20 protein-coding genes are annotated in these 24,367 nt (G+C 42.4%); 12 read left to right on the top strand and 8 right to left on the bottom strand.

Annotated elements, in window-relative coordinates; translation table 11 throughout:
• Position 1: 1 nt before the first annotated feature.
• The 8 genes from FN809_RS05240 to mce form a co-directional block, all read right to left on the bottom strand.
• Positions 2-1,435, bottom strand: a complete 1,434-nt coding sequence (locus FN809_RS05240) for a glycosyltransferase (RefSeq protein WP_142532446.1) — start codon at positions 1,433-1,435, stop codon at positions 2-4.
• 2 nt (positions 1,436-1,437) lie between these two features.
• Positions 1,438-3,096, bottom strand: a complete 1,659-nt coding sequence (locus FN809_RS05235; protein ID WP_142532445.1) for a glycosyltransferase family 39 protein — start codon at positions 3,094-3,096, stop codon at positions 1,438-1,440.
• Between the two features lie 125 nt (positions 3,097-3,221).
• Positions 3,222-3,563 (bottom strand): 4a-hydroxytetrahydrobiopterin dehydratase, encoded by a 342-nt coding sequence (locus FN809_RS05230; protein ID WP_142532444.1) that lies wholly within the window; start codon positions 3,561-3,563, stop codon positions 3,222-3,224.
• Between the two features lie 142 nt (positions 3,564-3,705).
• Positions 3,706-5,001 carry a sodium ion-translocating decarboxylase subunit beta gene (locus FN809_RS05225; protein WP_142532443.1) on the bottom strand — a complete coding sequence of 432 codons (1,296 nt, stop codon included), beginning with the start codon at positions 4,999-5,001 and terminating at the stop codon, positions 3,706-3,708.
• Between the two features lie 91 nt (positions 5,002-5,092).
• Positions 5,093-5,515, bottom strand: a complete 423-nt coding sequence (locus FN809_RS05220) for a biotin/lipoyl-containing protein (RefSeq protein WP_142532442.1) — start codon at positions 5,513-5,515, stop codon at positions 5,093-5,095.
• 17 nt (positions 5,516-5,532) lie between these two features.
• A complete protein-coding gene (locus tag FN809_RS05215) occupies positions 5,533-5,880 on the bottom strand; it encodes an OadG family protein (protein ID WP_142532441.1) in 348 nt (115 codons plus the stop codon).
• A gap of 38 nt (positions 5,881-5,918) precedes the next feature.
• Positions 5,919-7,478, bottom strand: coding sequence for an acyl-CoA carboxylase subunit beta (locus FN809_RS05210; RefSeq protein ID WP_142532440.1), 1,560 nt, complete (start codon positions 7,476-7,478; stop codon positions 5,919-5,921).
• 29 nt (positions 7,479-7,507) lie between these two features.
• Complete coding sequence (gene mce / locus FN809_RS05205; protein WP_142532439.1) at positions 7,508-7,918, bottom strand: methylmalonyl-CoA epimerase; 411 nt, start codon at positions 7,916-7,918, stop codon at positions 7,508-7,510.
• A gap of 257 nt (positions 7,919-8,175) precedes the next feature.
• Between mce and FN809_RS05200 the strand changes: the two genes are divergently transcribed.
• The 12 genes from FN809_RS05200 to FN809_RS05145 all read left to right on the top strand — a co-directional run bounded on the left by FN809_RS05200 (position 8,176) and on the right by FN809_RS05145 (position 24,322).
• The gene (locus tag FN809_RS05200; protein ID WP_142532438.1) at positions 8,176-10,284 is read left to right on the top strand and encodes a M3 family metallopeptidase; all 2,109 of its coding nucleotides are present in this window, start codon (positions 8,176-8,178) and stop codon (positions 10,282-10,284) included.
• Positions 10,285-10,522: 238 nt separating this feature from the next.
• Positions 10,523-11,446, top strand: a complete 924-nt coding sequence (gene ctlX, locus FN809_RS05195) for a citrulline utilization hydrolase CtlX (protein WP_142532437.1) — start codon at positions 10,523-10,525, stop codon at positions 11,444-11,446.
• Between the two features lie 100 nt (positions 11,447-11,546).
• On the top strand, positions 11,547-12,236 hold the full coding sequence (locus FN809_RS05190) for a hypothetical protein (RefSeq protein ID WP_142532436.1): 690 nt from the start codon (positions 11,547-11,549) through the stop codon (positions 12,234-12,236).
• A gap of 216 nt (positions 12,237-12,452) precedes the next feature.
• Positions 12,453-14,903 (top strand): FtsK/SpoIIIE family DNA translocase, encoded by a 2,451-nt coding sequence (locus tag FN809_RS05185; RefSeq protein WP_142532435.1) that lies wholly within the window; start codon positions 12,453-12,455, stop codon positions 14,901-14,903.
• 98 nt (positions 14,904-15,001) lie between these two features.
• The gene (locus tag FN809_RS05180) at positions 15,002-15,640 is read left to right on the top strand and encodes a LolA family protein (protein WP_142532434.1); all 639 of its coding nucleotides are present in this window, start codon (positions 15,002-15,004) and stop codon (positions 15,638-15,640) included.
• Positions 15,641-16,708: 1,068 nt separating this feature from the next.
• Complete coding sequence (locus tag FN809_RS05175) at positions 16,709-17,470, top strand: enoyl-CoA hydratase/isomerase family protein (RefSeq protein ID WP_142532433.1); 762 nt, start codon at positions 16,709-16,711, stop codon at positions 17,468-17,470.
• Positions 17,471-17,488: 18 nt separating this feature from the next.
• A complete protein-coding gene (locus FN809_RS05170) occupies positions 17,489-18,826 on the top strand; it encodes a 3-hydroxyacyl-CoA dehydrogenase family protein (protein ID WP_142532432.1) in 1,338 nt (445 codons plus the stop codon).
• Positions 18,823-20,061 (top strand): thiolase C-terminal domain-containing protein, encoded by a 1,239-nt coding sequence (locus FN809_RS05165; protein ID WP_221929367.1) that lies wholly within the window; start codon positions 18,823-18,825, stop codon positions 20,059-20,061. Before FN809_RS05170 ends, FN809_RS05165 begins: the two co-directional genes overlap by 4 nt.
• A 34-nt stretch (positions 20,062-20,095) precedes the next feature.
• Positions 20,096-21,244: an acyl-CoA dehydrogenase family protein gene (locus FN809_RS05160; RefSeq protein ID WP_142532431.1), complete on the top strand. Its 1,149-nt coding sequence runs from the start codon at positions 20,096-20,098 to the stop codon at positions 21,242-21,244.
• 23 nt (positions 21,245-21,267) lie between these two features.
• On the top strand, positions 21,268-22,011 hold the full coding sequence (locus FN809_RS05155; protein ID WP_142532430.1) for an electron transfer flavoprotein subunit beta/FixA family protein: 744 nt from the start codon (positions 21,268-21,270) through the stop codon (positions 22,009-22,011).
• 23 nt (positions 22,012-22,034) lie between these two features.
• Positions 22,035-23,012 carry an electron transfer flavoprotein subunit alpha/FixB family protein gene (locus tag FN809_RS05150; RefSeq protein WP_142532429.1) on the top strand — a complete coding sequence of 326 codons (978 nt, stop codon included), beginning with the start codon at positions 22,035-22,037 and terminating at the stop codon, positions 23,010-23,012.
• Between the two features lie 44 nt (positions 23,013-23,056).
• Complete coding sequence (locus tag FN809_RS05145) at positions 23,057-24,322, top strand: 4Fe-4S dicluster domain-containing protein (RefSeq protein ID WP_142532428.1); 1,266 nt, start codon at positions 23,057-23,059, stop codon at positions 24,320-24,322.
• The last annotated feature ends 45 nt before the right edge of the window (positions 24,323-24,367 follow it).

The following is a 24,367-nucleotide window of genomic DNA, read 5'->3' as shown; positions in this document are numbered from 1 at the left end:
ATTACCAAAACTTGATTTTATAGGTCGCAAACATCGACATGCGCAATAAAATAACACCATGTCTAAATCTACTAATATTAGTATCACCGTACTTTCGCTCCCTATACCTTATGGGTAAATCAATAATTTTAAGGTTGAGTTTGTAGGCACCAAATAACAGGTCAAAATCGCCGAAAGGATCAAATTCACCAAAAAACTTACGATTGGCGGCCAACTTTTCATAATCCGATTTTAGCATTACTTTAGTACCACATAGCGTATCTTTGATGGGTCGCTCCAGGATATAGGTAAAAAACTTACTGAAAAAATGATTCCCAACTGTATTCAAAGGGCGCATGGCATTCTTTTCCATAGGATATACGAGCCTAACCCCATTTATAAACTCGCCTTTTCCCATGGCAATGGCGTTGTAAAATTTAGATAAATCTTCGGGAGGAACAGTCAGATCGGCATCCAGAATCATTAAAATATCCCCACTTGCTGCTTCAAAACCCTTGCGCACGGCATCTCCTTTGCCCTTGCCTTCTTGTTGCATTATTTTAATATTATGCGAATGTGCATATTTTTTTTGTACTGCCTGTATGGTTTCCCACGTGTCGTCTGTTGAATTTCCTTCAACATAAATTATTTCAATGCTCTTGCCAAATTGGGGGATCCTACGGATGGCATCTTCAATATTTCCACTTTCGTTTCGAGCCGGAATAATAATAGAGGTGCTATATTTCTGACTTAGCTGATGAGTTGCCATTGTTTCCGGTATGGGGCGCGCAAAAATAAACTGGCTTAAACCCATTCTGTTGAACAAGGGTAGACGACTCACAAAGCGGTTTAGAAAGGTAGATAGCAAGGGCACGTAGTAGGGCAAAAACATATTTCTGCTTTCTTTATACGATTCAAAGCCCGATAGATAAAGAAGGTTTTGTATGTCGGAACACGATAGCCAGTTTTGTTTAGGTGACTTCCGTTTTATACCCATAAACTCTGCCAGCCGTATAAAGGGCTCCCACATGCGATTGTAATAGGTTACGATAACGCGGGTTTTATCGTGCGACACCTTGCTCAACTGCACAAAAACCGACTGTACATCAGGGAGTACACCAATAATATTTGACAAAATAATAACATCATATTGCTTTTGTAAAGTGATATCTTCGGCAGCCATTTGATGAAATTCAATATGCGGAAAACGGCCTCTACCGGCCTCAATCATCTTAGCCGAAAAATCTATTCCCGTCTTATCCTTGCCCTTGATTGTATTTAACAAATCACCATGTCCGCAACCTACTTCCAGAATACTGCTGTTGGGATGAATAAAATAATTACAATATTTTGATATTGAATTCCAGTAGTACGATCTTCTTTTACGATATTTTGCCCATCGTTCGGAAAAATTATCCCAATATTTTTGAATTTCCAGGTTGCTGTACGGCGTCATGTTTATTGTTTGTTCGTTTCTGTTTCAAAGTCAGGGTAATGAATTTCGTAGAGGTAGGCGGGTTCCTGATTGCCAAATTTATGCACCAACTTAAAGGTTTTAGGGTATTTTTTAAATATTATAGCCATAAAACGTTGAATGGTATTGATGGTTTGACCGGTAAACTGTTTAGGATTTTTTCGTAAGCTACCCAATATTATGTGGCTAATATTCCTTTCTTTCAGGTATTGAATCAGTTCGTCGGGATCGTTTGACGGAATACGGTAAATTCCATGAAACTTCTTCCCCTTTCCGTAAATACGAGCCAGGTTGGGCTTACGACAAGCCACCACTTGTTGTTCACTCAAATTATCGTGGCAATATTCAGCCATTTGCAAATAACTTACCCAATCCGGAGTATAGCCCGCCAGCATGTCGCCTTTTATGTTTTTGGCTAAGGTAGGTATATCCATACTTTTTACACCTTTACCAAAGGTAAGCACTACAGATAATAGAAGTACCACCGGCAATACTTTTCGTATAAATACAAAGTGTTTTACTTTGCTCATATCAACCAAAATCTGAACCAACACAACTAACATGAGTGGTACAAAAGGGATAATGAGCCTGTATTGATCCCATATTTTTTGCAACGAAAAAAAAGTAATGCCGAGCATAATGGCGAGATAAACCGAAGTAAAATACAAGTATTTATTTTTTTGGGCAAAGCGTAAAAATCCGAATATAAAAAGCAAGTACAGTGCAAAACTGATGGGGGGCTTTACTGTATTTATGCTATCGGACCTAAAGCCGATGATACGCATCAAATGCTTGGACAGATATAGGTTGGAGTTATCTTTAAATCGGGCAACAAAACCCAAAAAGTCTTCTTTACCTTCACTACTGTCGTATGGATTTTTACTCATCAATTGCGACGACTGCTCACCGGAGCTCACAGGTACTTCCCAAATTTGGGAGCGCAGGGTAAAAAATGCACTCAGCAAGGCCACAAAAAAAACCGTTACATACAGGGCTCTTTTAAATTTTCGTTCTACCATAAAAAACAGCACCGTGGCCAACAATGCTCCAAAACCTATGGTGCGGGTTAAAAACAACAACACACAACACAACGCTACCAGCAGTATAAATGCCAACTCCTTTTTTGAGGGTAGCCATCCACCTTCGTTTAGTGACATGCCCTTAAAAAGCAGATAAAACAAACCCGCCTGAAGCAAAAGAAAAAGTGCTTCGGAAAATGTTTGGCTCGAAAAAAAGAGAAATAAATGACTGACACTTAGAATAGCCATGGTATAAAAGAGCGCCGTATATGATACCTTCTCTTTAAAAGTACGATAAAAAACAATAATAAAACCCACCATAAAAACCAAAGAACTCAGTTTAAGAACGAGCAGATTCATCCCCGCAAGAAGAATGATTAGCGATAAAAGAAGAGGATAAACAGGCCCCTGATAGGTTGGAAAGATTCCGGACTCGAGAAAATTAATGCCCCGGATAATGTAGGACGAATCGTCGCCGGCTATGCTAGGCTTAACGTTAAAATACAAAAAGCTAAAAACTACAAATACTGCTAAAAGTAAATAAAACAAGCTATTTGCTCTTTGGATCAGCCAGCTTTCAAGCCTGAAAGGCTCAGGCAAGCTCTCCTTATTCTTTTTACGCATTTATTGTTTTTGTATGAGTTTTAAATTACGAATATAATAGCTTGATTATTTACAACGAAGCTTTTACCCGATTTTTTTTCTACCTAAAGGTTAAGAAGTTACATTCATAACTGCAAAAGCAATTACTACAACCCTGACACATCCACATCATCGATTTTTGCGGCTAGAATAAAATCATTTTCCGAAAGGCCGCCTATGGCATGGGTTGTAAGTTCTATAATCACCTCTTTATAATAAACATGAATATCGGGATGATGATCCTCCTCTTCGGCTATAGGCGCTATCGTATTAATAAAAGCCATGGATCCTTTAAAATCTTTTAAAGTAAACTCTCGTCTTATTTTTTTGTTGTCGATCACTTTCCATTCCGGCGAAATGTTTTTTATATAATCATTAATTTGAAGGCTGTTCAGCGGTTCTGCTTCTCCCTCGCAAGGAACGCAATGTTTCTTTTTTAAATCTTTCATAATATTTGTTTTTATCGATGCTGTTAAGAATGGTAGTCCCACACCTGCGTCTATCAAAGATAAACAAAAGGATTTTAATACAAAAAAAGACCGCTCCGGCTGAAGCAGTCTTAATTTTAGCACGATTGATCCACTTTATGTTTTACAGCAAAAAGCTAAGCAGGATACCGGCAGCCACTGCCGAACCAATTACTCCCGATACATTAGGTGCCATGGCATGCATGAGTAGATGGTTATTGGGGTCGGATTTTAAACCTTCCATTTGCACCACTCTGGCCGAATCGGGCACAGCAGATACACCGGCCGCTCCAATAAGCGGATTTAATTTATTTTCCTTCTTTAAAAACAGATTCATAAATCTGGCAAAAAGCAGCCCTCCAGCGGTAGCCACCATAAATGAAAGTGCACCCAGCGCAAATATCTTTAACGAATCGGAAGTTAAAAACACATTGGCCTGTGTTGAGGCACCAACAGTAAGCCCCAGCAGAATAGTTACAATGTTTATCAAGGAGTTGCGCGCCGTATCAGCCAAACGTTCGGTAACACCGGATTCCTTTAACAGATTACCAAAAAACAGCATACCCAATAAGGGAAGAGCCGAGGGAGCAATAAAAGTTGTAAGCAGCATACCTATCAGCGGAAACAGCACTTTCTCTAACTTAGAAACCGCGCGTGGCGGACGCATTTTGATGGTGCGCTCGCGTTTGGGTATAATTAGTCGCATGATGGGCGGCTGAATAACAGGCACAAGTGCCATATACGAATAGGCTGCAATAGCAATGGCTCCCATGAGTTGAGGTGCCAGTTTCGACGACAAGAAAATAGCTGTAGGTCCGTCGGCACCACCAATAATACCGATGGCTCCAGCTTCCTGAGGCGTAAAACCAAGCGCCGAAGCACCCAAAAAAGTGGCAAATATACCTACCTGGGCAGCTGCTCCCAATATCATTAACTTAGGATTGGAAATCAGGGACGAAAAGTCTGTCATAGCTCCAATACCCAAAAAAATAAGTGGAGGATAAATACCACGGGTTACTCCAAAATAGAGATACTCAAGCACCGAGGGAACGGCATCACTTGCTTTAATCTCACCTTGAGCCACTAACGACTGCAAATACTCTTGCGCATAAACCCCAAAAGCCTGTGCACCCGGCACGTTCCCAAGTATAATACCAACCCCAATAGGCACAAGCAAAAGTGGTTCATAATCGTATTTAATACCCAGGAATATAAAAAACAACCCAATGCCAATCATTAATAGATTGAGATATTCGAGGTTGGCAAATCCGGTAGAGTTCCATAAAGTCTGCAGCCCGTTAAGGGTTCCGTCCGCCGCTTCTGCAGAAGTTGTTTGTATAGCTGAAGCGCTTATCCCAAAGAATATTTGAAGACAAAACACCACCGCCAGCATGGCAAAAATGGTTATAGCTTTTCTCATACATTTAACAATATAGCAAAACGCGACTACGGCATTGGTCAATCCTCCGCACCTACGGTTTTAGATTAGCAGCAGCCGTGTCGGTTTTATGTTATTCAAACTCAATTAAAATATCGTTTTGAAGAACAGCATCGCCAAGTGCCACTTTGATGGCCTTTACCACACCGCTTTTTTCGGCCAATACGTTATTTTCCATCTTCATGGCTTCCATTACTATTAAAACATCACCCCTGGCAACGGTATCGCCAACGGCCACATCTATACTAATAATATTGCCCGGCAGCGGTGCCCTGGCAGCTCCGGCACCTGTTGCCTTTTGCGGCACGGCACCCTCCCCGGACTCCGGCACCACGGTACTGCGCACTAACTTAGGCGTTTTTGATCTTTTTACTTCCCGATGAACTTCTACCTCATAGGTAGTACCGTTCACCTGCACGGTAGCTATGGCATCCTCGAAGTCTTTAACCACTACATCGTAGCGGTTGCCGGCAATGGTAAATTCAAACTTCTTCATCTTTGTTATTTAAAATTCTATCTTCTAAAACCCATATTATTCATTCCGTACAGCTTGGAACTCCAGGGCGAGTACCTGCGGCGCACTCGCTTAATCGTTATCACGTTGCTCTCCTCATCGTGTATTTGATTAAAATACAGGTGAAGTGCTGTTGCTATAGCCGCATTGGTTTCGCCCGAAATATTCAGATGATGATCGATAATTTCAGTCTTACCCTTGCTTCGTAAACTTCGTTTGACACCCCATTTGATTACTTTGGGTACCAGCAAAAAGATACCCATTAAAAACACCAGTGCCAATAATACGATGGCCCATCCTAAAAGGGTAATGGTCCAGGTTGCGTCATTAACAAATAAAAAAATCATGCTTCTATCCTTAAATTATCGATTGCGCACTATTACGGTTATAATGGAATATTTCCGTGCTTTTTAGGTGGCAAACTCAGCTTTTTAGTTTGTAAGCTTTGGAAGCCTCTGATGATACGGAAACGTGAGTTCTTGGGCTCTATTACATCATCGATATACCCGTAGGAAGCCGCCTGGTAAGGGTTGGCAAACTGCTCGGTATATTCTTCAATTTTCTCGGCTGCATATTTGGCCTTCTCTTCAGGATCTTCTATTTTCGACATGGCTCTGCCTTCGAGTACTTCGATTGCACCTTTTGCACCCATAACGGCAATTTCGGCAGTAGGCCAGGCATAGTTCAAGTCGCCTCTCAATTGCTTACAGCTCATCACATCGTGTGCTCCTCCGTACGATTTACGCAAGGTAACGGTAATTTTTGGCACTGTAGCTTCGCCAAAGGCAAACATCAATTTGGCACCGTGCGTAATAATACCTGCATACTCTTGTCCACTGCCGGGTAAAAATCCTGGCACATCTACTAAGGTAAGGATAGGGATATTAAAAGCATCGCAAAAACGCACAAAGCGAGCTGCTTTCCGGGAGGCATCGCAATCGAGCACACCCGCCAGGAAGCTGGGTTGATTGGCAACCACACCCACCGACATACCGCCCATACGTACAAAACCTACGATTATGTTTTTGGCATAATTACGGTGCACCTCCAAAAACTCGTTGTGATCCGACATGGCATAAATCACTTCTTTCATGTCGTAAGGTTTGTTGGGGTTGTCGGGTATAATGGTATTTAAAGCATCATCCAACCTGTCGATAGGATCGGTAACATCCAACACAGGTGGCTCTTCCAGGTTGTTCTGTGGAAGGTACGAAAGCAGCTTCCTGATGAGCAGCAAACCTTCCTCTTCATTCTCCAGCTTAAAATGAGCAACACCCGATTTAGATGCATGTATGTTAGCACCCCCCAAATCTTCGGTAGTAATATCTTCTCCTGTAACCGTTTTTACCACCTTAGGCCCGGTCACAAACATGTAACTGGTGTTTTCCGTCATCATAATAAAATCGGTGAGCGCCGGTGAATAAACCGCCCCCCCGGCACAAGGGCCAAAAATAGCCGATATCTGTGGTATCACACCTGAGGCTTCGATGTTACGTTGAAAAATTTCGGCATAACCCGCCAATGAAGTTACCCCTTCCTGTATACGTGCCCCGCCACTATCATTTATGCCAATAACGGGGGCACCCACACGCATCGCCATATCCATCACTTTACATATTTTCATTGCAAAGGTTTCGGACAACGAGCCTCCCAAAACAGTAAAATCTTGCGAAAAAAGATAAACTACTCTGCCGTCGATAGTGCCATGGCCGGTTACAACCCCATCGCCCAAAAACTTGTTTTTCTCCATCCCGAAGTTTACGCAACGGTGGGTTACAAACATATCAAACTCCTCAAAGCTCCCTTCGTCAACAAGTGCCTCAATTCGTTCGCGTGCTGTCATTTTTCCTTTGGCGTGTTGCGCATCTATACGTTTTTGACCTCCCCCTAATTTGGCTTCCGTTCTGAGGTCAATCAGTTTTTTAATTTTATCTTGACTTGACATGAATAATAAAATATAAATTGTACAATTAATTATTTAGATGGATCTTCACAAAGCTCGGTTAGCACACCAAAAGTTGACTTAGGATGCAGAAACCCGATATTTAAGCCCTCGGCTCCTTTGCGCGGTGTTTTATCTATAACCCTTACACCTGCCTCCTGAACGGCGGTGAGTTTTTGTGCCAAATCGTTCACTGCAAAAGCAATATGATGAACGCCTTCCCCTTTTTTCTCGATGAATTTTCCTACCGGCCCTTCGGGGTCTGTTGATTCCAATAGCTCAATTTTTGTTTGGCCTACCTTAAAAAAGGCGGTCTTTACCTTTTGCTCCGCCACTTCTTCAACAGCGTAACACGCTAATCCAAAAACTTTTTCATAAAATGGGATGGCCTCATCCAAACTTTTTACGGCAATTCCGATGTGTTCAATGTGCGATGGTTTCATATCTAATTATTTTATTTATATACGATGAGTAATTTCGAGCCACAAAAATAGAACTAAAAAATGACCTAAGCGGCCATACAGACTTAAAAAAAGGTTGTTTTACAACATAAATTATTCCTGTGACGTTTTAATTATCAATATTTTATGGACTACCCAAAAGGAAACACATTGTATTACAAACGATTAAAGAAATTTTTCTTTAATTATACCCAAACATTTTATAGTTTTGTATCCAAATAATTAAAAACATTAACGCTATGCACAAACAAACTATTTTACTTTTATTTGCGCTCCTTTTAGGTATGAGCGCTTGTAAAACAGATAACGAAATGAATACCAATCCTTTTTTTAGCGAATACGAAACTCCTTTCGGTATTGCGCCATTCAATAAAATTAAATCGGTTCATTACCTCCCTGCTTTTGAAGCAGGCATAAAAGAACAACAGGAGAATATTAAAAAAATTGTTGAAAATTCTGAAGAACCAACCTTTGAGAATACGGTAGAAGCCCTGGAGTATAGTCGCCCTTTATTAACTAAAGTGAGCAATGTGTTTTATAACCTTACGGGAGCCAACACTAACGATGAGCTAAAAGAAATTGCAAAAGAAATAGCTCCCATGCTATCCAAACAAAATGACGACATCTACTTGAATGAAGACTTGTTTGGGCGCATCAAAGTGCTCTATGATAAAAAAAATGAGCTGGAGCTTACGGCCGAACAGGCCATGCTACTCGAAAAAAAATATGAAGCTTTTGTGCGGGGGGGAGCCAATCTGCCTGCCGAATCGAAAGACGAATTCAGAAAAATTAACGAAGAGCTGGCCTTATTAACTTTAAAATTTGGCGACAACGTATTAAACGAAACCAACGATTATGTGATGATTGTGGATAAGGAAGCCGATTTGGCCGGATTAACGAAAGGACAAATAGATGCTGCCGCCAAAACCGCCCAGGAAAAAGGCTACAAGGACAAATGGGCATTTACAACACAGCGCCCCAGCATTACTCCTTTTCTGCAAAACTCATCGAACAGAGCATTACGGGAAAAATTATTTAAAGCTTATATCAACAGGGGCGATAACGGCAACGAATACGACAACAACGACAACATAAAAAAAATCGTTTCGTTACGTTTAAAACGGGCACAACTGCTGGGTTACGACAACCATGCAGCTTTTATCCTGGAAAAAAACATGGCCAAAACACCTGAGACCGTAAATGAAAAATTGGCCTTTTTAATGGAAAAATCGCTTAAAGTTGCCCAACAGGAACTGGCCGACATGCAAAAAATAATTGATGCCGAGGGGGGTGGTTTTAAATTAGAACCCTGGGATTGGTGGTATTATTCTGAAAAGGTAAAAAAACAAAAATTCGATTTAGACGAAAGCGACATACGTCCGTATTTTGAATTGAAAAATGTGGTGGACGGGATTCTTTATACCGCCAACCAGCTTTACGGTTTACAATTTGAAAAAAGGGATGACTTACCCATTCCTCATCCCGATGCCATTTCGTTTGAGGTAAAAGAAGCAGACGGCACGCATGTGGGCGTTCTTTTTATGGATTTCCATCCCCGCGCCAGCAAACGGGGCGGCGCCTGGATGAATTCGTACCGAAAACAACAGGTGATCAACGGCCGGGCGGTTACACCCATCATTACCATGGTTTGCAATTTTACCAGTGCCACTAAGGATACGCCTGCCCTATTGAGCTTTGATGAAGTTTCTACGCTGTTTCATGAGTTTGGACACGCACTGCACGGACTACTTTCAAACTGTCAGTACGCATCTTTGTCAGGAACTGCCGTGCCCCGCGATTTTGTTGAATTACCATCGCAAATAATGGAGCATTGGGCTGCCCGGCCCGAACTTTTAAGGGTGTATGGAAAGCATTACCAAACAGGAGAAGTTATCCCGGATGAGCTGATTGTAAAAATTCAGAACAGTGCCAAATTTAATCAAGGGTTTATTACTACGGAGTATCTGGCAGCTGCCATTTTAGATATGGACTACCATACCTTAACGCAAGCTTTACAAACAAATCCCAATACCTTTGAACAGGAATCATTTACCAGAATGAACTTGATACCAGAAATAGTTTCGCGATATAGAAGCACCTATTTTAATCATATTTTTTCGGGTGGATATTCAGCCGGATATTACGCATACATCTGGTCGGCCATACTGGATTCAGATGCCTTCCAGGCTTTTAGAGAAAACGGGATATTTGACCAGGAAACGGCCACTAAATTCCGTAAAAACATATTGGAAAGAGGAGGCACAGAGGATCCTATGATACTCTACAAAAAGTTTAGAGGAGCCGAACCCGACGAAAAAGCCTTATTAAAAGACAGAGGCTTGATTTAAACCCAGAAAAATAAAAACAAAAGCCCGTAGGTATACACCAACGGGCTTTTTTTGTCAATTATTACAACATACAATAACCGTTTATTAACTATAGATTACTCCCAAATAATAGAAATATTTTTATTCCAACACCCCACTTCCCTGTGTATGATTTTATCGCTTATAACTTTTATCATCTTTTTATTGCATCCGTTTTTTAATCTTACGCCAGCCTTAAAATTACAAAATAACTTACCGCATGAAACAGTCTACTTCTCATATATTAATGGTTCGTCCGGCCAGATTCAATTATAATGCGCAAACCGCGGAGTCTAATGCTTTTCAAAACAAAGTAGATTTGAGCGCGAAGCTTGTGCACGACAAAGCAGTGTTGGAGTTCGACCATTTTGCAGAGCAACTCAAGGCCAGGGGTGTAAACCTTACTATTGTTGAGGACACATTAGAACCAACCAAACCTGATGCTGTATTCCCTAACAACTGGGCTTCGTTCCATGCCGATGGAACCGTAATCTTGTATCCGGTGGCAGCCCCAAATCGCAGACTTGAAAAACGTCCGGAAATACTGGAACAGATAAAAGAAGACTTTGTAGTATCCAAAGTGATCGACCTATCGAAATATGAAAACGAGGAAAAATATCTGGAAGGTACCGGGAGTGTCGTGTACGACCATATCAATAAAATTGCCTATGCAGGTTTGTCGTTACGTACCCATAAAGAAGTCGTACATGCCCTTTGTAAAATCATCGATTACACCCCGGTAATTTTTACTGCTACCGACGAGTTTGGACAAGAGATATACCACACCAATGTAATGATGTGCGTTAGCGAACATTTTGCGGTTGTTTGTTTACAAAGCATTAAAAACAAAGAGGAGCGCGACACTGTAATAAAATCTCTGGAACAAAGCGGACACGAAATAATTGAAGTGAGTCTGGAACAAGTCGTTCATTTTGCAGGTAACATGCTCTCTGTTCTGACCCAAGATGGTTCAGAGCTTCTGGTAATGTCGGAAAGTGCTTTTAATGCCTTAAGCGATACGCAGCGCCAAACCCTTGAAAACTTTTGCGAACCCTTTCCCTTACCCATCAATACCATCGAAACGGTAGGTGGTGGAAGCGCCCGCTGCATGATGGCAGAGATATTTTTGACCGAATCCGATTAATCAGGTATCAACGCTACAGACTAGTTTAATAATTATTCCTACTTTTGTAGCAGAACATGAAAGGGTTATTAGTTTGTCACGATCCATTACAAAAGCCGACATGCGGTTCATTAGCTATATAATTATACTTCTTATATTGTTGCAAGCCTGTGCAAACAGCTCCCAACGAAGTGATTTCCCAAACGCCGGAGAAATAACTTACCGTATTCATTATCCTGAGGAAATATCCGAATCACCCACAAGCAACCTAATGCCCGGAGAACTAATACTACGATTTAACGACAATATGCGGCGCTATAGCTTCAAAGGAAGTTTCAATATTTTTTCGCTCGATTTTTATTCATTGTCCCCCAGTGACTCTTGCGCAACCATTTTCCGTTTTATGGATAACCATTTGCTCGATATGGGTTCCAGTGAATCCAACTTTTTTTTCTTCGATAAAGCTAACGAGCCCATCATTAAGCTCATTGATGGGCCAACCAAGGATATTGCAGGAGTACCCTGTTTAGAAGCCACAATAAATTATCCGGGCAAGGAGACTTTCTCCGTTTTTTATACTAAAAGTATCAACTTAAATATGCCAAATCGTAATACGCCGTTTGATAAGATACCCGGAGTATTAATGGAATTTTTTGTAAACTACAATGGCGTACGCTTCCATTTCACCGCCCAAAACATTGATTTTATCCCACCCGAAGAATCGGAATTTGAATTACCGGATGGAGCAAAACACACCTCCGAAAAGGAAATTGAAGGCATGATACTAACCTTGATTAATAACTTTAAGTGATTCCTTTTTATTCGCCATATTAAGCAAGGTCTGTTCTCAAACGAGCCTATGCCGCATCTGGCTGTTTATTGCAAAGACTATTCGCTTCTGCCCCTTCTCTTTATACTACACCGCATGTAAAATCGTTATAAAAGAATTGGCTTTAAGCATTAAAATGGCCACTACATTTACTAATTTTGCATTCATTCAAACGCCTTGTCATTAACAAAATTAAAAATGGGAGTAAAAACAAAACGACCTAAAACTAAAACTAAACGCCAGCTGATTTCGGAATTCCGAAACAAAATGAACGATTTTAAAGTACGGTTCTTCTTTGGACTATTTTTAATCGCTTATTCCATATTTTTATTGGTAGCCTTTGTTTCGTTTATCTTTACTGGTGGGGCCGATCATAGTCAGTTTAATATCAATTTTTTTGAATTTATATTTAATTCCGACATTAACGTACAAAACCGAACAGGCAAGCTGGGCGCCTATTTTGCCGATTTGTTTATTAATTCGGGCATTGGCGTTGCGGCTTTAACCATTGTACTGGTGCTAATGGTACTTGCCTTTAGGTTATTAAAAGTCACTTTACTCCCGCTACGAAAAACTCTTTTGCATAGTTTTTTTATTGCTGTATGGACATCTATTTTTTTGGGCTATATTTTTATCAACGCCGTTAACGATCATTATATATTGCTGGGTGGCCAAATGGGTTACTTTACAAGCACATGGCTCATTTCGGCGATAGGAAACGTAGGTGTTGTTTTGTTTTTATTTTTTACTTTAATCACCTATCTCACTTTTACTTTTGATGGCTTTATCCCACTTATTAAAAAGCCGTTTATGGCCAAAAGCGATAAAACCAAAACATCCCAACAAAAGCAAACAGTTTTAACTAACGAAGTTACACCGGATACACAAGTTAAGGAAGCACAATGGGAAAGCGAAGTGGCGATAAAAGAAGAAGTCAAAGTAGAAAAAAGCCTGGAACTGGAAGTGGAAGCACCCACTGCTGCAACAGCGCCTACTACTTTAAAAGATAAGGGCCCCATTGAAATGGACGCTACACCAAACCCGGATGCAATGGCAAGCGAGGACGACGGAGAATTTATCATAGAAAAAAACCAAGAAGATGACGAAGGGTTCGAGGTCAAGGACAACAGACCCTTGGGCGATTATGACCCAACGCTCGACCTTTCATCCTACCAGTTGCCGTCGATTGATTTACTGGAGGATCACCACATGGGCAACGAACCCGTTACTGACGAAGAGCTGAACTCTAACAAGGATAAGATTGTAAATACCCTCAACGATTATAAAATTGAGATAAAAAGCATCAAGGCCACTGTTGGCCCCACTGTTACTTTGTACGAAATAGTGCCTGCACCCGGCGTACGCATCTCTAAAATTAAAAATCTGGAAGATGATATTGCCCTCTCACTTGCTGCATTGGGAATACGTATCATTGCTCCCATGCCTGGCAAAGGCACCATAGGTATAGAGGTGCCCAATAGCGAGCCCGAAATAGTGTCGATGAAAACAATAATCTCATCAAAAAAATTCCAGACCACTAAATTCGAACTCCCCATTGCACTGGGCAAAACCATTGCCAACGAAACCTTTGTCATCGATTTGGCTAAAGCACCGCATATGCTGGTGGCCGGAGCTACGGGGCAGGGTAAATCAGTAGGGCTAAATGCTATAATAACTTCTTTGCTGTACAAAAAACATCCCTCACAGATAAAATTTGTACTGGTAGATCCTAAAAAGGTAGAGCTAAATATTTACAGCAAAATAGAACGTCACTTTTTGGCCAAGTTGCCCGATGAGGAGGATGAAGCCATTATAACTGATGTGGCCAAAGTGGTAACCACACTCAATTCACTCACCATTGAAATGGATGCACGTTACGACCTGCTGAAAAAAGCACATGCCCGTAATGTAAAAGAATACAACCACAAATTTGTGAAACGCTCGCTTAACCCGGAAAAAGGACATCGTTTTTTACCCTACATTATAGTGATCATCGATGAGTTTGCCGACCTTATTATGACCGCAGGCAAGGAGGTGGAGATGCCCATAGCCCGTATTGCGCAGTTGGCACGTGCCGTTGGAATACACATGATTGTTGCAACACAACGCCCCAGCACCAACATCATTACCGGTGTAATAAAAGCCAACTTCCCCACCAGGGTGGCGTTTAAAGTAGCTTCTATGATCGACTCACGTACCATACTTGACTCGCCCGGTGCCAACCAACTCATTGGACGAGGCGATATGTTGATTACCCAAGGTAGTGATTTGGTACGTGTACAGTGCGCTTTTGTAGACACCCCGGAAGTAGAACAGATAAACGATTTTATTGGGTCGCAAAAAGGTTATCCCAGTGCCTTTTTGTTGCCCGAGTACATTGGCGACACCTCAAGCAGTGAAGCCGGCGAAGTAGATATGAGCAACAAGGATGCCTTTTTTGAAGAAGCGGCTCAAGTGGTTGTAGCCAATCAAAGCGGTTCCACCTCGTTAATTCAGCGCCGATTCTCGATAGGCTACAACCGTGCCGGACGAATCATAGATCAGCTGGAAGTAGCTGGTGTGGTAGGCCCCTTTGAGGGCAGCAAAGCCCGTCAGGTGTTAATTCCTGACGAAGTATCGCTGCAACACCTGCTTAAAGGATTGCAATGATGATTTTACCATATAAATGGATATAAGCTTTTTTTGGTACTGTTTTTGAAAACAGCATCAGCATACTTTATAATATAGTTTTAACTAATTAATAAATAATGAAGAAATTACTTGTATTACTGTGCCTGATACCGGGTTTTGCATTTGCCCAAAATTCCGAGAAAGCCAAAGAAATATTAGATAAGGTAACGGCCAAAACTAAAACGTATACCACCATAAAAGCCGATTTTTCGTTTAGTCTCGAAAACCTGCAAGAGGATATAAAGGAGGAGTACCAGGGAACCATCGCTATTAAAGGCGACAAATACAAAGCCCATTTAATGGATGTGGACACCTATTTCGATGGGAAAACACTATGGACACATATGATTGATGTAGAAGAGGTTAATGTGGACGAACCGGATCCTGACGACGAAGATTCACTCAACCCGGCTACCATTTTTACCATTTATCAATCCGGATTTAAATATGCCTATATGGGCGAAAAAGTCAGTAACGGTGTAGCCGTACATTCTATAGACTTGTTTCCCATTAAACGCGACAAACCGTATTCGCGCATTAATCTGGAGGTTAAAAAGGACGATATGCAATTACACCAAATAAAGCAGGTGAGCAAAGATGGCAATAATTATACTATTGCAATAAAAGAGTTGGTACCCAACATCGCTATGGATGATAACATGTTTGTTTTTGACCCAAATGCCCACCCCGAAGTGGATGTGATTGACATGAGATAGGCATTTCTGTGGTAAATTATTAGTGAGATGCCTACCGCGGAGCAAAAAGCATAATGAGCGCTGATTATAACGGAATGGTAGAAATACTTGTAACGGCAAATCGGCCAGAGGTCTGTTGTTTGAGCCAGTGCCCGATGGATACCATACCCATAATAACCTGTTCGGGCAAACGCTCGGAGAAGGTTGCAACCGGGATCGCCGACTAAATCAAGCAAAGAATAAAGGCTGCTAATGAATTGTTTTCAACCGCAGTATGCGGGTTCAACAGCCTCTGGAAGCAATATTCCACAGGCCGATTGAGAACGCTGATATTATAAAAGCCAGCAAAGTCAGACCTACCAAAGATTTAATAATTCACGCATACAGTTCGCATGCTGCGGCTATTATTACTTTAACAATTTAACTCTTGATTCGAATAATGTACGAGGGTTTAATCAAATTATCATTTAAAGCATAAATAAATTCCACTGTGATAATGAGAGTCGCTCAAAGTTATAGCTGAAGAAATTTAAACTATCTATAATTGTAATATTTTTAAGCCTAAAGTCACCGTTAATTTTATACAGTTTGAAGAAAAGCAAGGCGGATTCGCCTTGCTTTTTTTATGCGCATGTAGCAAGTATGTGTCGTGCCAAACTCATCGGACCGTTTCATTCTGAGAAACTCGAAACTAAAGTACTTTTGCCTTTTTGCGCATGTAAATACTCTATTGCACTGTCCAAATCAACGTTTACTTTCACAATGTAAAAGCCTTACAACTTTGCTCCCTTACCAATGTAGTTTCTGGTCAACCCTTTTTTTCGTTTTTCTTAACCTTAACTTATTTTTTAAATAACAATTACATGTAAGAAAAAGCGGAAAGGATATCACAACAAGCCACTGTAATACAAGAATTAAGCGAGGATATGCAGCTAAAATCGTTGAATTTTCAGGGCATCCCGGAAACCAGTGCCGCAACCCCATCTAAGTCTGGAATTTTTAATGTGCGAATTGGAAAGGTATTTCTTTTGAGAGTTTGCGGTCTTTATCTATTTTACCTATATTTAATAACACACAAAAGAAAAAACAATGCAACACCTGACTTATTTTGAAAACAACAGCACCGCCATTATTACATTCTCAAGATCTCATGCCCTCAACGCACTTAATAGTGAAGTCTTCGCGGAACTCAATGCCTTGTTAAACAAAATCGAAAAATCCGATCACATCAGAGTGGTTGTACTAACAGGTAAAGGAAAAGCCTTTATAGCCGGTGCTGATATTGCCGAGATGAAAGGTAAAACAGAAAAAGAAGCCAAAGAATTCTCCAAAACAGGTCAGGACACTTTCCGGCGCATAGAAAATATGACTATTCCCTTTATTGGGGCCATCAATGGATTTGCACTCGGGGGAGGTTTGGAAACCGCATTAGCCTGTGATTTCCTGGTAGCTTCTGATAAAGCCAAATTCAGTGCGCCCGAAGTAAACCTTGGCCTTATACCGGGATTTGCCGGCACACAACGATTGGTAAGAGCTATAGGAGCTAACAATGCGCGCTTCTATTTATTTACAGCTCACATGTTTGATGCTTACGATGCCCAACGAATGGGCCTGGTTCAACAGATCGTTCCTGACGATGAACTAATGAACGAAACCATGAAAATAGCAGATCTTATTGCCACTAAAGGGCCATCGGCCTGCAAAGCCTTGAAGGGGGTGGTACAGGAAGGCTTACATCATGGAATTGACGCAGGCATAAAAAAGGAAAATACGGTTTTCGGGAGTTTATTCAACACCGAAGCGAAGGAGGGCATGTTAGCCTTTCTTGAGAAAAGGCAAGCCAAATGGTAATTTATTAATTTATTCTTCATGAATACATTAGACAGATACAAAAACATCAGTGTCCTTGGAGCCGCCGGCAAAATGGGAAGCGGTATTTTGCTCCTTAATGTACTGCATTCGGCCCGTATGATGCACCACCCCGACTATTTAGGGCAGACTTTTGTAATTCATGCCATCGATACCAGCTACGAAAGGCTGGACGGTTTACATATATACTTAAAAAAACAAGTGCTAAAGTGGGCCGAAAAAAACATTATATGGCTGCGCAAGATGTATTACAACAGGCCTCATCTAATTGACAATAAGGACATCATCGACACCTTTGTGTTCGAGGCCCTCGCGCTGGTAAAACCCTCTGTTAATATTGAATCTGCTTATCAGTCAGGCCTTATCTTTGAAGCTATCGTCGAAGACGAAAACATTAAATCTAATGTGTTAAAACAGATAGCGGGCAATAATCCGAATCAACCCTTCTTTTTAAGCAATACCAGCTCCATTCCAATTTATATCCTCAACCAGAAAGCCGGCCTGAATGGCCAGATAATTGGTTGCCATTTTTACAATCCTCCTGCTGTTCAGAAATTAATAGAAGTAATAGAAGTGAAGGGTGGAAATCCTGAATTGCGCAAATTAGTTTACGGATTTGCTAAAGAAATGGGAAAAACCATTGTTCCATCCAATGATGTTGCCGGATTTATTGGTAATGGTTTCTTTATGCGCGACATCCTTTATGCCGAACAACAATACATTCGGCTAAAAGATACGATGAGTGCCGCAGAAGCCTTGGCCACCGTGGATTGGGTGAGCCGGAAACTATTAATCCGGCCAATGGGGATTTTTCAGTTAATCGACTATGTTGGTATCGACGTTTGCACTTTTATCATGAAGGTAATGAGCAATCATCTGGATGAAAAGCTTTATTCGCCTTTACTTAACGAGCTGTTGAAGAAGGGCATCAAAGGCGGCCAGAATAATGATGGTTCGCAGAAGGACGGGATTTTCAGGTATGACACAGGAGCGGCTGTTGCCATCTTCGACCTGGAAAGCGGAAAATACCTTGACCTGGAGCCAATCAATGCTAAGGCGTTAGATTTATTAGCCATACAAACAGAAGGTTACAACTGGAAGCAGCTAAGCCAGTCAAAAGAAGCACAACAACATCTTAGCGAATTCTTTAGCCACCTTATGCACGAAAAAAGCATGGGAGCCGAACTGGCCCAAAGCTATATGGCGGCCATGAAAGAAATCGGGGAAAAATTATGCACCACAGGTGTAACTGGCACTACAGAACATGTAAATACGGTCATGATCAATGGGTTTTTCCATTTATATGGTCCGGTTAACGATTATATCAAAATCCCATGATGCAAAAAAAAGTATATCTGGTAGCCGGTTACAATACCATATCCCTGGGTACCGGGCGAAAAGAGTTTAATCCCAGGAAAGACCGCCCGGGCCCGGAATATTATATGCAGGAAGCCGGCCGGGCAACCTTAAAGAAAATTGGGGGCGGGCAGAATGTGGACGAGAGCGTGGTAGGTAATTTTATGGCCTCCCGCTTTAATAACCAGGCCCATCTGGCCGCGTTTATACCTTCCATTGATAAACACCTGCGTTATAAACCAGCAATCCGTGTCGAAGGTGCCTGTGCTTCAGGCGGATTGGCCATGATAACCGGGATCAAATCTATTTTGGCGGGTACTGCCGATGTGGTCTTAGCCCTTGGAGTAGAAGTTCAAAACTCAGTAAAGGCCATGTATGGCGCCGATCACCTGGCACTTGCGGGTTATTACAAAAAACGTAAAAATGGCCATGCCTACTTTTTCCCGGGCGAGTTTAGCGACCGTGCCGGCAGTTACGCCCGCACCTATGGCGAGGACTATACCCGCAAAGGGATGGCTCAATGGTATGCCAACTGTATTGAAAACGCCCGTTTATGTGAAACCGCCCAGGAATTTGAAAATAAAAATCCCGATCTGCTTAAAGTGGGGATGATGCCTCCCAACGGCCGGCGTTTTGTTGATCACCTAAACTATGCCGATTGCTCCAAGGTGTCTGACGGAGCATCCGCAATAGCCATCGTATCTGAAGAAGGGCTGAAAAAAGTTGGAATCCCGGCTTCAGAAGCCGTGGAATTGGTGGGCTTTTCGCAGCTTGAAGAAAACATTATGGAAGATCCTGTTGACCTCAATGAGCTGACCACAACAAAAATAGCCGTACAGAAGGCTTTTAAGATGGCGGGGATCCAAAAGGAGCAACTGGCCACGGTTGAAACACACGATTGCTTCACCATAACCGGATTGCTTGCTACTGAAGCCATTGGTTTTGCCGAAAAGGGCAAAGGGGCTGAATTTGTTGCGAGGGGCAATACCGCCCGCCATGGGTCAATCCCCTTTAATACAACAGGCGGATTAATAGGTTGGGGGCATCCAACAGGCGCCACAGGAGTCCATCAGACCGTTACCATCTGGGAGCAATTAAGCCATCAGGCCGGTAAGGCACAGATCCATATCCCCAGGGAAAAACCCTTTGGCATGACCATTAATATGGGTGGCAATGACAAAACGGTGGTTTGCATGATATTTAAGAAAACAGGCTAGTCAACAATAATAAAAACTCCCTAAATCCTCGAATATGAATTTCCAATTATCAGAAGAGCAATTGATGATTCAGCAGGCCGCCAGAGATTATGCTCAGCGGGAGCTTATCAAAGATGTCATTGAACGCGATGAAAAAGCGATTTATCCCACTGAGCATATCCGCAACCTGGCCGAGCTGGGTTTTCTGGGCATGCTGGTTTCTCCCAAATATGATGGCAGCGGTATGGATACGGTGTCGTATGTACTGGCCATAGAAGAACTCTCCAAAGTAGATTCCTCTGTAGGTGTAATAATATCGGTAAACAATTCCCTGGTGTGTTATGGTATTGAAAAATATGGCACAGACGATCAAAAAGAAAAATATCTCAAACCATTAGCCCGTGGCGATCAAACAGGTGCATTCCTGCTATCCGAGCCCGGTGCCGGGTCGGATGCTACCGCTCAGCAGACTTCTGCCATTGACATGGGCGATCATTACCTGGTTAATGGCGTTAAAAACTGGATAACAAATGGCAATACGGCCTCCACCTATTTACTCTTTGCTCAAACCGATCGCAGCAAAGGGCACCGTGGCATTAATGCCTTAATCGTGGATCGCCATTCTGAGGGCATCAGCATAGGCCCGCACGAGAATAAAATGGGAATGCGCAGCTCGGATACCCATTCCGTCCAGTTTACCGATGTAAAAGTCCCAAAAGAAAACCGTATAGGTGACGATGGCTTTGGTTTCAAACTTGCTATGAAATCCCTTGAAGGAGGGCGCATAGGGATTGCTTCTCAGGCTCTTGGCATAGCCTCAGGCGCCTGGGAATTAGCTGTAAAATACGCCAAAGAACGCCAAACCTTTGGAAAGGAAATTATTAAGCACCAGGCTATTGCCTTTAAGCTGTCGGATATGGCCACACAAATTGAAGCGGCTCGTTTTCTGTGCTTAAAAGCGGCCTGGCTGAAAGACCAAGGCCTTCCTTATGGCATTGCCAGTGCCATGGCTAAGCAATTCACCGCCGATATGGCCATGCAGGTAACTACTGAGGCCGTGCAGATACATGGTGGTTATGGCTATGTGAAAGAATATCATGTGGAGCGCCTGATGCGTGATGCTAAATTGACGCAAATTTATGAAGGCACTTCTGAGATACAGAAAATCGTAATATCCAGGGCCATATCAGATGGTGATATTTAGTAAAACCAAAAAAATACTTAAATATGCGAGTACTTGTTTGTATAAGTAATGTCCCGGACACAACTACAAAAATCAGGTTTAAAGATAACAACACCCAACTGTATGACAATGGGATTCAATGGGTTATAAACCCATGGGATGAGTTGGCCTTAACAAGGGCGGTTGAATTAAAAGAAGATAACGGATCGCCGGTTAACGAAGTGGTGGTTATCACTGTTGGGGCCATGCACACCGAACCTACCCTGCGCAAGTGCTTGGCCATTGGAGCAGACAAGGCGGTACGTATTGACCTGGAACCGTTAGATGCCTATGAAACGGCCTGCCAGTTGGAAGCATATATTAAAAATGAAGATTTTGGTTTTATTGTTTGCGGCATAGAATCAGGCGATTATAACGAAGCCTCCGTTGGTGGCATGTTGGCCGAGTTGCTCGATTTTGCTTCTGTTTCTTCAGTTTCATCAATTCGATTTGATGGTGGAACACCAATTTTTCAAAGAGATGTAGCCAACGGGAAGGAAGAACTGAGCGTTAATGGGACGGCTGTTTTAATTGTTCAAAAAGGATTTGCCCAAGTACCAAAAATACCCAATATGCGGGGCATTATGACCGCCAGGAGCAAAGCTCTGGAAGTGATAAAGTCAATAAAAAGCTCTCCTTTGGTCAAATTCCAAAGTTACACTGTACCTCCGGCAAAAGGAGCGGTTAAAATGGTGAAATCGGCCGGCGATCTGGTTGAACTCCTTAGCAAGGAAGCTAAACTCATCTAAAATCCAATCAAAACTGAAAAACGATGTCTATACTGGTATATATTAGTAATGTCAACGGGAAGATAAAGAAACAAAGCCTTGAATTAACCTCCTACGCATCAGCCATGTCAAAATCAACAGCTTTGGATGTGTGCGGTGTGGTTATTGGCGATATTGAAGATTCAGCCCTTGATGAACTGGGCAAATATGGCATGGGCAAGATCCTTAAAGCAGTAGATGCTCAGTTTAACAATCGTGTTAACCGGGTATATACACGAATAGTTGAACAGGCTGCCCGGCAACTTAATGCACAGTATATCCTGTTTCCGGATAACAATGAGGGTAAAGCGATTGCCCCCCGGCTGTCAGCCCGAATGAGTGCCGGCTTTGTGCCTCAGGTTATGGGTATGCCAAACTCATACGAACCCTTTGTGGTTTCTAAAAGAGCTTTTACGGGCAAGGCTCTCGCCAGGGTTGAAGTACAAACCAAAGTCAAGATCCTATCGCCCATGTTCAACAGCTTTGGCCTGATTGAGTTTCCCAAAGAACTGTTGATAGAAGCCTTTACTCCCGAGATAGATGAGCCTCATTCACGATTAAACATCATCAATAGAAACCTCAACGAAGGCACCATCAGTTTGGCTGATGCCGAAATTGTGGTCAGCGGAGGCCGGGGCATGAAGTCAGGTGAGCATTTCAGCATGTTGGAAGCTCTATCGGCAACACTTGGGGGTGCCGTGGCCTGTAGTCGTCCCGTTGCCGATGCCGGATGGCGCCCGGCAGATGAACATGTGGGCCAGACCGGTAAGATCATCGCTCCCAATATTTATTTTGCCATTGGTATCTCTGGTGCCATCCAGCATGTTGCAGGTGTTAGCGGGGCCAAATGCATCGTAGCTATCAATTCCGATCCGGAAGCCCCTATTTTTGATGTGGCGGATTATGGAATGGTAGGTGATGCCTTTAAGATTGTGCCTGAACTTATCGAAGCCTTTAAGGCTCATTTGTCGGACCATAGCTAATCCCGATCATGCATCCCATTTAATAACCTAAATCAACTGCCTTTATGGAACCAATTATTTTTGCCATTGCCCTGATCATAACACTTGGGCTGTTTATCAGGTCCATTTGGGTTCTGAAATCAAAAATGGCACATACCAGGCCAGCCCCTTTCGATGGAAAGGTAAAGGAACGATTAGCACTGACCGCCAGGGTGGCCTTTGGGCAAAGTAAAATATTGCGCAAACCGGCTATTGGCCTTATACATGCATTGGTTTTCTGGGGTTTCCTGGTAATCACTATCGGTAGCCTTGAGATGGTTGTTGACGGGCTCACCGGATGGCACCGGTCTTTTAGTGGCTTAGGTGGCTTATATGATGTTATTTCAGCCAGTGGCGACCTGTTTGCTATTATTGTTCTGACAGGAGTTGTAGCCTTTTTATTCCGGAGGCTGGCAATGCATATCAAACGCTTTAAAGGCATCGAAATAACCCCGAAAAACAAACTGGATGCTAACATCGCTCTATTATTTATCCTGTTGTTAATGGTTTCCCTAATCGGGATGAACGTGTTCGATATACTCACCCATCCCCGGGGCTTGGCAGGTTTTTATCCTGTATCTTCCATTATTGCCCAATCCATTGACTGGGGCCCAAACCATGCTGCCTTTTTCCGGATGTTCTGGTGGATGCACATTATTTTGATTTTTGTCTTTGCTAATTACCTGCCCTATTCAAAGCACTTTCATGTATTTATGTCGGTGCCCAATGTTTTTTTTAGCAATCTAAAACCACTCACCTATTTACCTTCGATGCCGGAAGTGACCAGAGAAGTTAAGCTGATGCTCAACGGAGAAGCCTTTAGCAGTGAGGCTGAACCTGCACCTTCGCGCTTTGGTGTAAAAGATGTGGAAGATATTACCTGGAAAAATTATCTTGATTCACTTACCTGTACTCAATGCGGGCGATGTACCGAGGTGTGCCCGGCAAATATAACCGGAAAATTGCTTTCGCCACGTAAACTATTTGTGGATTTACGAAACCGAATGGATGAAAAGAAACCTTTAGGAGGAGAAGATGGCCGCTCATTAATAGGGCATTATATCACCCCCGAAGAGCTCTGGGCCTGCACCTCGTGCAATGCTTGCGCGCTGGAGTGCCCGCTCAACATCAGCCATCCAAATCTGATAATGGATATGCGCCGGTATCTGGTATTGGAAGAAGGCAATGCCCCGGAAGGATTGAATATCATGTTTGCCAATATAGAAAATAACGGAGCCCCCTGGAAATTCTCAGCCGAAGACAGGCTTCAGTGGACGGAGGAAGGGAGTTGAGGCTATAAGGATGGGGATGTGGGATATCTTCTTGATTAGATATAT

Source organism: Saccharicrinis carchari (genome assembly GCF_900182605.1).
Classification (GTDB): domain Bacteria; phylum Bacteroidota; class Bacteroidia; order Bacteroidales; family Marinilabiliaceae; genus Saccharicrinis; species Saccharicrinis carchari.
This window is presented reverse-complemented; position numbering and strand designations above follow the sequence as displayed.